9 protein-coding genes and 1 pseudogene are annotated in these 9,416 nt (G+C 39.4%); 5 read left to right on the plus strand and 5 right to left on the minus strand.

Annotated elements, in window-relative coordinates:
* Positions 1-210 precede the first annotated feature (210 nt).
* Positions 211-882 (minus strand): hypothetical protein, encoded by a 672-nt coding sequence (locus NH399_RS17045; RefSeq protein WP_253042211.1) that lies wholly within the window; start codon positions 880-882, stop codon positions 211-213.
* A 254-nt stretch (positions 883-1,136) separates the two neighbouring features.
* Between NH399_RS17045 and NH399_RS17050 the strand changes: the two genes are divergently transcribed.
* Together NH399_RS17050 and NH399_RS17055 are read left to right on the plus strand one after the other, a co-directional pair.
* Positions 1,137-1,883: a DNA alkylation repair protein gene (locus NH399_RS17050; RefSeq protein WP_253042213.1), complete on the plus strand. Its 747-nt coding sequence runs from the start codon at positions 1,137-1,139 to the stop codon at positions 1,881-1,883.
* Positions 1,880-2,338 carry a GNAT family N-acetyltransferase gene (locus NH399_RS17055; RefSeq protein ID WP_253042215.1) on the plus strand — a complete coding sequence of 153 codons (459 nt, stop codon included), beginning with the start codon at positions 1,880-1,882 and terminating at the stop codon, positions 2,336-2,338. The genes NH399_RS17050 and NH399_RS17055 overlap by 4 nt, the downstream gene beginning before the upstream one ends.
* A gap of 16 nt (positions 2,339-2,354) precedes the next feature.
* Here NH399_RS17055 and NH399_RS17060 read toward each other — a convergent pair whose 3' ends face one another.
* From NH399_RS17060 to NH399_RS17075, 4 genes are all read right to left on the minus strand, one after another.
* On the minus strand, positions 2,355-3,482 hold the full coding sequence (locus NH399_RS17060; RefSeq protein ID WP_253042217.1) for a serine hydrolase: 1,128 nt from the start codon (positions 3,480-3,482) through the stop codon (positions 2,355-2,357).
* A 148-nt stretch (positions 3,483-3,630) separates the two neighbouring features.
* On the minus strand, positions 3,631-4,503 hold the full coding sequence (gene yghU, locus NH399_RS17065; protein ID WP_253042219.1) for a glutathione-dependent disulfide-bond oxidoreductase: 873 nt from the start codon (positions 4,501-4,503) through the stop codon (positions 3,631-3,633).
* A gap of 88 nt (positions 4,504-4,591) precedes the next feature.
* On the minus strand, positions 4,592-5,422 hold the full coding sequence (locus NH399_RS17070; RefSeq protein ID WP_253042221.1) for a hypothetical protein: 831 nt from the start codon (positions 5,420-5,422) through the stop codon (positions 4,592-4,594).
* Positions 5,423-5,557: 135 nt separating this feature from the next.
* Positions 5,558-5,833 carry a hypothetical protein gene (locus NH399_RS17075; RefSeq protein WP_253042223.1) on the minus strand — a complete coding sequence of 92 codons (276 nt, stop codon included), beginning with the start codon at positions 5,831-5,833 and terminating at the stop codon, positions 5,558-5,560.
* A gap of 508 nt (positions 5,834-6,341) precedes the next feature.
* Here NH399_RS17075 and NH399_RS17080 point away from each other — a divergent pair.
* The 3 genes and pseudogenes from NH399_RS17080 to NH399_RS17090 form a co-directional block, all read left to right on the plus strand.
* Entirely contained in the window at positions 6,342-7,670 is a 1,329-nt protein-coding gene (locus tag NH399_RS17080; protein ID WP_253042225.1) for an AAA family ATPase, read from the plus strand.
* Positions 7,671-7,723: 53 nt separating this feature from the next.
* Complete coding sequence (locus NH399_RS17085; protein WP_253042227.1) at positions 7,724-8,617, plus strand: DUF4435 domain-containing protein; 894 nt, start codon at positions 7,724-7,726, stop codon at positions 8,615-8,617.
* A gap of 455 nt (positions 8,618-9,072) precedes the next feature.
* Positions 9,073-9,416: pseudogene (locus NH399_RS17090) on the plus strand (transposase); the annotation flags it as partial.

The following is a 9,416-nucleotide window of genomic DNA, read 5'->3' on the forward strand; positions in this document are numbered from 1 at the left end:
CAAACATGAGTGTTTCTATTGCTCATCCATATACGAACGGAGAGAAGTTAACATTTGCGTTTTTTATGCGTCAATTTAAATATTGAGATAACGCGAAGGGTTATATTTTAAAAGGATATATGTGGATTGAGAGTCGTGAATTTTTCAAGAAATATTTAAGTGAACACTCTGGTCTAAACACAAAGTGTTCACTGAAAAGTCAGCCTGCTTTCAAGCTAAAGATAGCAAAAACTTTAAACCGAGTTGGTTTATTAAGTCCTCAGCAATACCACCTGAAAACGTTTTTTCATTTACTGGTATATTATTTCTTTTAGTCTGTTCCAGAAAAGTAAATGTCATGCTTAAAGCTTCTTGGTCGTAGGTTAACAGTTGGTTAAACTTGGTGAGTAACTGTTGCAAATTAATATGTTTTAAGTGGGCAGAGATGGTTGTTACATTACTGGTCACGTGGACGCGTTCTTTTGGCGGCTTGTTATATTCTTCTTGAACATTAGGGGCAGCCAGAGAGCCTGCTATCATCACGATCTTCTTGATGAGCTTATTCATAGCTTTTTGAAAAGCACGCTCACTTTGCTTAAAGACGTTATTAATTTTATTTCCGTTTGCCGCAAACTGAGCATTGTATTGAACATTCGCTTGTTCTATAGCAACTTTACCAAGAAGCTCTAAGATAGCATGCATAATAATATCAAAGCTTTCTGCATTGTAATCTTCCATAGATTCTAGCTCGGCAATAATTTCTTCTGCCGTGAGCAGTTTATCTGCTGTTTTATCGTTACAATAGTCTGCATCGTCAATAACAATACAGCCACTGGCTACCGCCGACATAGAAAAGATGCTTAAGCCAAGTAGGCTTGCCATTGTTGGTTTTTTAAACTTCATTTAAGAACCCTTATCAGATTCTGTGTTAGTGTTACTTTGTGGTTCTAATTAATATGCTTATTGGTGTGAGTGGTGGCTTTATAGCGCACAGCTTATGCCAGTCACATTGGATAGCTTATTTATAGATTATGGAGATACTGTGGAGAATGTGGATATTTTTAGTAGGGGGCGAGAAAGAAGGCTCAAGTAACATCAAATGTGGTTATATTTTGTCTATTATCTAACTGGCTGGGTGAAAAAGGTGAATATGAAGCATGAATAAGTACAAAAAATATACTAATGAATTAAAGTCAGCCCTAAAACAGGTTTCTACGGAAGAGAAGGCCGAGTCGAGCCGCCGTTACTTCCCTAATGGCATTCATTGTATTGGCGTTAATGCCACGGATATTAAAACGATTATTGCTGATTTTCACAAGAGCCACTCAGAACTCAGCCCAGAGGAAGTTTTGGCGATTACCGAGGCGACACTTAAACAGGCTGAATATCATGAAGAAGTGATGGTCGCTTTCGGTTTGGTCACTAAATATGTGAAAAAGCACTACGATGATTCGTTGTTAGAACGATTTGAGTTTTGGCTCGAGCATTATGCGAGTAACTGGGCACAAACCGACGACCTGTGCATGAAAACGATTTATCAATTTATGTTGTCACGTCCACATTTGATTGAGCAGGTACAACGCTGGGGCCACTCAAAAGTCTCCTGGTGTCGTCGAGGGAACTGTGTTGTCTGGGTTAAATTTATTAACCGCAAGATAGGTAAGACGGTCTATGTGTTAGATAAGAAGCTTATTTTCAAGCAGTGTGATTTATTGTTAGAAGATGAAGACGAGTTCGTGCAGAAGGGAGTGGGCTGGTTGCTTAAGGTAACTGCTGCACATCATGAGAGTGATGTGATTAAATATATAAAGAAGAATGCTTCTAAGATGACTCGCGGGACTTTGCGGTACGCGATTGAGAAGATGGATAAAGAGATTAGAAAAGGGTTATTGGCATTGTCATGAGAGTGCGAAAAGCAACGCTAGAGGATCTTCCTTATCTGGTAGAGTTTACGGCTGAGGAAGCTCGAGAAGCTGAGGGTCTTGTTAAGATCCCTGAAACATTACAGAAGGGTATTCGAGCCGCTTTGAAAGATCCATCGATTGCTACTTATTGGGTTCTGGTTGATAAAGAAGATTCTCCAATAGGCAGCGTTTCTGTTGTGAAAGAGTGGAGTGACTGGAATGCAGGATATTACTGGTGGATTCAAAGTATGTTTTTGTCGAAGCCTTATCGAGGTAGAGGGCTCATGTCTACCTTATTAGATACCGTAAAGGCAGAGATGAGTGCCCAGAAGGGGCTTGAACTACGGCTGTACGTTCACAAAGATAATAGCACTGCTATTCGAGCTTATGAGCGAGCTAACTTTTCAAAGTCAGATTATGAAATCATGGTATTGAAAAGTTCGCATGCATCTTAGCCTTTTGATGCTTCGCTTAAGCATTATAAAAAAGTTGTTTAACAATATCATTTGAGAGCATGTTCAGCTTGCTTTGAGTATCATTGGCAGAAAGATTTGTGACGATAAATACTCCTATTTTTCGCTTTGGATAAAGAGCTAACCAGCTAGAAGTACCCAGTGAACCACCACTGTGATAGAGCATTGGGTTATCTGAGTCATACTGATACGTATTCCATAGATAAGCTCTTCCATTTCCGCTTTTGTTACCGGCTAAGAAAGTGTGTGACAAGGCAACCTCTGGATTTTTAGAAGTGAGCTGATAGTTAATATAGTGTGTCATGGACTCGATACTAGAAGTGAGTCCTCCACCGGCTCGAGAATAGGGACTCAGCAGTGGCATGACATCTCCAGTTTGGTTTCTGCCTTTGACGACATCGTCCAACCCTCGCTCTATGTATTGAAACTTTGTGTTAGTTTCTCCTGATTGAGCCATGATGTATTCTGCTAGCAGCGAATCTAGCGGTTGGTTATAGACGGATTCAAGTATATAGGCGATGAGCTTGGTTCCTGCACTTGAATACCGATATTCTTCACCTGGAACAGAGAGTAATTCGATTTTACTTAAATCATTAAAGAATTGCTCTTTTGAATAATTTGACATTTTTTCAAGCACTCGACCTTGTCGAACGTCTTCATCATTGAACACTAAATCTTTGGGGAGCCCACTAAGGTGGGTTGCGAGATGACGTAATGTAATTGGCTTGCTCGCCAGAGAGAGATTGCTATAAGTATGGGTACTGAGGTATCGACGTATATCGATATCTATGTCTACTTTGTTATCTAAGACGGCTTTAGCGAGTAACAGACCAACATAGGTTTTGGTGATGGATGCCAGCTCATAGATCGTTTGGTTGTTCGGTTTGCGACCATTATCGAGTTCACCAAAGTGGTATTGATAAGTTTTTCCATGGTTAACGATGACAACAGAAGCTACCTGTGCGTTTTCTTCGGCTAAAAACTCTTTCATTTCTGATTGAATGTAAGAGTCCATGCTAATGGAGCCTTCATTGGCGCATGAAGTTATCGAGAATAGAGCAATACAAAAAATTAACACCTGAATTTGTTGAGTCACACTGAGTCCCTTAATAAATGTTGTGAGCATTATTTAATGTTTCGAAAATAATATATCGTAAATGGACCGGACTTAAAAATTGATAAATGTCAGAGGGTGTTGTTAATTTGTAAATATTTTTTTTTAGGAGCGCAGAAGCTGAGTCGCTTCTGCGCAGGCCAGGTTTACTGTGCCTGAATCAGTCTGCTTGAGTCAGTTTATCTTGAGTTTTTGTTTCAAAGTCGCTGGCATCATGACGCTCGATAAGTTGTTCGCTTGGCTCTCCCCAACTTTTATTTACAATGCAACCACGTTTTACAGCGGCTCTTTCGTTGATTGCGTCGGCCCAACGATTAACGTGAGTGTAGGTGTGAGCTTCAAGAAACTCTGCGGCTTCATAGACTTTGTTTTTAACTAATGCGCCATACCAGGGCCAGATGGCGATATCAGCAATGGTGTAGTCGTCACCCGCGATGTAAGGGCGTTCAGCTAGCTGTCGATCTAGAACATCAAGTTGTCGTTTGATTTCCATGCTAAAGCGGTTGATGCAGTATTCTATTTTGATGGGCGAGTAAGTATAAAAATGCCCAAAGCCACCGCCGAGGTAGGGAGCACTGCCCATTTGCCAGAATAACCAAGAAAGACATTCTGTGCGCTGGGCGATATCGGTTGGGATGAGTGCGCCGAACTTTTCTGCAAGATAGAGCAGTATAGAGCCTGATTCAAAAACACGAGTAGGTGTTGGTGTACTGTGATCGATCAGTGCTGGGATTTTTGAGTTGGGGTTGGCTGCTACAAAACCACTGCCAAACTGATCGCCTTCGGTGATATCGATGAGATAGGCATCGTATTCTGCGCCAGTATGACCAAGGGCAAGCAGTTCTTCCAGCATGATGGTGACTTTAACACCGTTGGGCGTCGCAAGAGAGTAGAGCTGCAAGGGATGCTTACCAACAGGAAGCTCCTTATCATGGGTGCTGCCTGCAACGGGGCGGTTTATCTTGCCCCATTTGCCGTCTTGCTCAATGTGTTTCCAGACTTTGGGTGGTTCATAGTTCGATGTATCGCTCATGCGCTAGCCCTTAGTAGTTGAATAACCAAATGGATCAGACTCTTTAAAGGTTAGTTTATTACAGAAGCTGATAGACGTCTAAGCTGCATCACTCTGTGGCTATGTTGTTTGGGGGTTGGTTCTGGTTTGAGTTCGATTTATCAACTGAAGGCACAGTTGCATTCGAAAGGTGAACACCTACAACAGGGCTAATAATAAACTCGTCAATAATGAAGCGTAGGTTGCCTTTTAGATCTTCAAGGTATTCTGTTTGAGCCTGTAACTGATTGTTATCTGCATTGGCTAAATGCATCAGTCTTGCTTCAGCAGTGCTAAATTTGAGTTGTAAGGACTTCAGCTTAACAGAAATGTATGTTGGTGCTGTATGCGCTACGGCTTGTGTGAACTCTTTAATTCTCTTTCCCAGTTCAGAGTAGTCTTTTTTTAGCTCGGGTATTGTATGTTTAGATGCATTTAGGTTTGAGAGATTGCAGTCATTCAATACGACTCGTCCACTTTTTGAGCGGATTAAGCAGTGGCTATCTTGCCAGGTTAAGCGTTGAGGTGTGTGATGCCATTCGTTTTGACTGGTGTCGCAGTCGATAATGGCAAAGTTTGATTTGTTTGATGTTATGCAGGCCCCGCCACTGAATCCCCAAGGGTTCCAGTTTCTGTTCCAGTCGTCTTTAGCCATTTGAAGACGGCCATTTAGATGTAGCGTGAATTTATGGGCTGTGGTCTCACAGGCGTTTGCCCAAAAGATGCCGCCGCCTCGGTAATCAAGGCATGTAGTACTGTTTTCACTATTAGAGTTCAGCTGTAGTTTGCCGTCTTTTCTGAACTCCCAGGCTTGTTTTTCTGTTGCCTCCGATGAGGTGGGTAGCACTATAAAGCAGGCTAGGGCGAGGCTGATTAGTATGTTGACCATTGAAAACTTCATGATTTCTCTCGGTGTGTTGGTGTCGTTTTGAGAGTAATGTAAATGGCAATTATGGAGGGAGTGTGGATGTATTGGTTGGTTGATTTTTGAGCGGGTGAGAGGGGAGTTGAAGGCAGCTGAACTGCCTTCGCTCGATTAGGCTTTTACGCTGAGTCGATCAATTTCTACTTCGACCAGTTGTTGCATGTATTCAAGCAGAAAGTCGAAGCCTGCAATGGCGGCTTCTTTGATGGGTATATCAGAGCCGGGTGGTGTGAAACCGTATTGTATCACCGCTAACACATGCTGAATTTTAAAAAGGTTTTCTTCGAGTGATTCACCGATCATTAGTTGATTGAGCTGCTGCTGATCAAAGCGTGTGTTGTGAGAAAACGTTGCAGAGCTGGGTTTAACTTGTCTATCATTATCCATGTTTGGGTAACCTCTTTGCTAGGTTATCTGAACCGCGGGTTGAAGAGTGGCCGCTCTTTGGCCCGCACCTGTTAATCCAATTTTTAATGCTAACTGGATGAGTAGTTATTATATCAATATTGGATGGATTAGTAGAGTAGAAAGTGGAGTCTCATAACCGTTGTTTTAGGTTTGCTATGATTTAACTAATAGAGCATTGGAAGTTACTGTTTCCTAAAATACCACCATGTGATTTATTCCATTTTAAAGATGATCTGTAGGGATAGTTGTATTTGCAAATCTCATGAGTGAATTATTTTTTATTAAATATGGATTTGTTGGAATTTCTTCTTGAAAAGCCAGTTGTATCGGAGATATTTTCAGAGCATATAGGAATAGCGTAGTAGTTATTGCTGAGCTTTATTCGAGTACTTTATACGAGTTTCTCCGGCAGTCCGGTAGGCCACACATTAAGTAAGAAGTGAGGATGTGTGTAGAGATAACCTAGTAATCATAAGTTGGAAAAGAAATGGCAAAAATTAAAAAATTTCTAATTTCTGGTCTATTTTCAGAGAGAGATGTGGAAATAGAGTTTGATAGTAACGTCAAAATAATGGTGGCAGAGAACGGTCAAGGAAAGACAACTATTCTAAATGCTTTGTATGGGGTTTTATCGGGAGATTTGTTTCGTCTAGAAAACATTGAGTTTTCTTCAATGAGAGTCTGCTTTGATGACGGTGATGAGTTTAAAATAGATAAGGAGGAAATTGACTTTTATCCTAAACTCATAGGAAAGAACAAGTATTTGTTGAAGAATATAGAGATGACCTTAGGGAGAAGAGCTTTAGGAGAGCTACTAAAAGAATACCACTCATCTACTGAGGAGGAGTTTAGGAAAAGTGAAGTTCTTAAATATGCCTCTAATAAAATGGAGGTCTCTCCAGTATATATCAATCATATGCTTAGGGAGTCTGAAGGTGATAAAGATTTATCAATGTTTACTAAAGTCAGAGATGTATTAGATAAAATCCAATCAAAATTAAACTATAAAGTTGTTTATCTACCAACGTACAGAAGGGTAGAGCAAGATTTCAAAGAGCTGGGTTTGGAGGCTGAAAGTCTGGGAGAGATTAACAGTGAGTTTATAAATTTTGGTATGAGGGATATTGATAGTAAAATCAAGGAAATTACTAAGGAAATTCTTGAGTCATCAGTGGAGTGGTTTTCGAAAGTAAATGGAGAGATGTTGAGCCAGTTAATTGAAGGCTTCAATGTTAATGATGAATTGAGGGAGAGTATTAAGAATCCTGATGCGATAAAGATTGTTCTGGATCGGGTAGGTAGTAATATTGACGAACATTATAAAGAGAGAATTATAAATCTGATAGATAGTGGAGAGATATTTACTGGGCATGATCCATTGATTTATTTTATTGCAAACCTTTCAAAGGTTTACGAGCAGCAGAAAGATAACGATATTTGCATGCAGAACTTTACGAATGTGTGTAACAGATATTTAGGTGACAAAAAAATTGAGTATAATGAAAGTATGGTCACTATGGATATTGTTAGGAGAAAGAATAACAAAAGTGTTGGTATAGAGACATTATCCTCAGGAGAGAAGCAGATAATCTCGCTTTTTGCAAAGCTCTACCTTCAAAAAAATGATAATTTAGCATTGTTTTTTGATGAGCCTGAGTTATCGCTGTCTATGGAGTGGCAAAAGACGTTGCTGCCAGACATAGTGAACTCTAGTAAATGTGAGTTTTTATTTTGTGCTACTCACTCTCCCTTCATATTTGAAAATGAACTTGTTGAGCACACTGTAGACTTGGCAAGCTCAATAAGGGAGTTATGATGAGCAGAGTTGATAAGCTGAAACATGCGAGTGAATCTTATTCAGTAAAGTTCATGGAGTTTATTAGAGTTAGATCTAAGGATTCTAAAGTAGTAGTTTGCATATTTGAGGGAGAAGATGAGAAGTATTTTTCTCACAGGATATCGGAAGCGCTAGCGCCTGTAAAATGGTACTCAATAAATGCAGGAGGAAGAAAAAATGTTCTAGAGTTGTATCAAGTGATCATAAGTCACCCTGCTTATCGCGAATCTAGGTTTACTTGTTTTATAGATAGAGACTATGAGTATTGGTATGAAAATCCTGATCCTAGTAGAATATATGTGACTCCATGTTATTCAATTGAAAACCTATATATATCAGAAGAAAGCTTTATTAAGATTATAAGTTCAGAATTTGGTTTGGCAGAGTTTGGTGAAGAGTCAGGTGACTTTCAAACATGCCTGAAGTTGTTTAGAAGCTTTAAGAGAGAGTTGATTGAACACTTATCACAATTTAACTACTGGGTAAAAGCTCATCGAATAATGAACAAGAGTTCATCAGATATTTGTTCTTTAAATGTAAGAAACGTAAAGTTGTCACATTTAGTAAATATTGGACTGTCGGGAACTGGAAGAGTGTACGATACAAACAATATTTTGAGTGTCTTTAGAGATTATGAAGGTGGAGAAATATGTCCTGAGGCGCACAAGAAAGCTAAGTTAATCTTGTCTGAAAAAGATCCTGAAAGTGCCTTTCGAGGAAAACAGTTACTTGAATCTTTGAGAGTGTTCTTAACTTTATTAAAGAATGATAGGACTAAAGAAAATCCTAGCGTATTTTCTAAAAGAGGAACTGTTAAACTAAACTTGTCTAATGGGAATGTTATATCAGAGCTGTCTCAGTATGCGGCGACTCCAGAATGTTTCAACGATTTCATAAAATCATATAAGGCAATGTTAGCAGCATAGTTTCTAAATATAGGAGAAAATAATCTTCACCTAAATCAATTTGATATGATTTGAGGGCCTACTCTATCGGTAGTCAAAACGGAATGACTATGAGCTTTTACTAAGTTTCTAGTAGAAGCTTTTCTAAGAAAGTATAAGTTGTGCGTAGAGACTGCTGAAAACATAACTCTGTTATGTGAACAGACTTTTTTGCCGATAGATAGTCTTTATCCACTGATAATCGAAGCTTATATTTTCCACTTAAGGAATTCATCCCACCTAGAAAAACTTTCTGTTGAGTTAGAAAGGGTCGATCTTAGCAAGGATTTTTTTATCTATCCCAAAGGGAAACTAAAAAAGTGAATGATGAATCGATGTATGTTCCTGAAAACTCAGATTCCATAGTGTCAGCTTCCCCGTAAATGAGACAAAGCTAATTGGAGTTTTCTGAACTATGATAGTTTCAGGAGACAATCATGAAGAAATCAAAATTCTCAGAATCACAAATCGTTTCAATACACAAAGAAGCAGACTCAGGTATGAAAGTTGATGATGTTTGCCGCCAGCATGGCATCAGTAATGCCACTTATTACAACTGGAAAAGTAAGTATGGCGGAATGGAAGCATCTGACATCAAAAAGCTCAAAGAGCTTCAAGAAGAAAATGACCGGTTGAAGAAGATGTATGCAGAGTTGAGTTTAGAAAACCGAGCGTTTAAGGAGTTGTTCGAAAAAAAGGGTTGGTGACCGCTGAGAAACGAGAAGCGGCCTTAGACTTTGTAACAATGGGACTGAGTATTTCAAAGGCTTGCCAGTCCTTG

It is taken from the genome of Pleionea sp. CnH1-48 (assembly GCF_024124665.1).
Taxonomy (GTDB): Bacteria; Pseudomonadota; Gammaproteobacteria; order Enterobacterales; family Kangiellaceae; genus JAMXSB01.

Coding starts and splice junctions, on each gene's coding strand:
- yghU (WP_253042219.1), bottom strand. CDS start 4,503: ATGAGCGATACATCGAACTATGAACCACCCAAAGTCTGGAAACACATT.
- NH399_RS17085 (WP_253042227.1), top strand. CDS start 7,724: ATGGAGTTTATTAGAGTTAGATCTAAGGATTCTAAAGTAGTAGTTTGC.
- NH399_RS17060 (WP_253042217.1), bottom strand. CDS start 3,482: ATGCTCACAACATTTATTAAGGGACTCAGTGTGACTCAACAAATTCAG.
- NH399_RS17080 (WP_253042225.1), top strand. CDS start 6,342: ATGGCAAAAATTAAAAAATTTCTAATTTCTGGTCTATTTTCAGAGAGA.
- NH399_RS17075 (WP_253042223.1), bottom strand. CDS start 5,833: ATGGATAATGATAGACAAGTTAAACCCAGCTCTGCAACGTTTTCTCAC.
- NH399_RS17045 (WP_253042211.1), bottom strand. CDS start 882: ATGAAGTTTAAAAAACCAACAATGGCAAGCCTACTTGGCTTAAGCATC.
- NH399_RS17050 (WP_253042213.1), top strand. CDS start 1,137: ATGAATAAGTACAAAAAATATACTAATGAATTAAAGTCAGCCCTAAAA.
- NH399_RS17070 (WP_253042221.1), bottom strand. CDS start 5,422: ATGAAGTTTTCAATGGTCAACATACTAATCAGCCTCGCCCTAGCCTGC.
- NH399_RS17055 (WP_253042215.1), top strand. CDS start 1,880: ATGAGAGTGCGAAAAGCAACGCTAGAGGATCTTCCTTATCTGGTAGAG.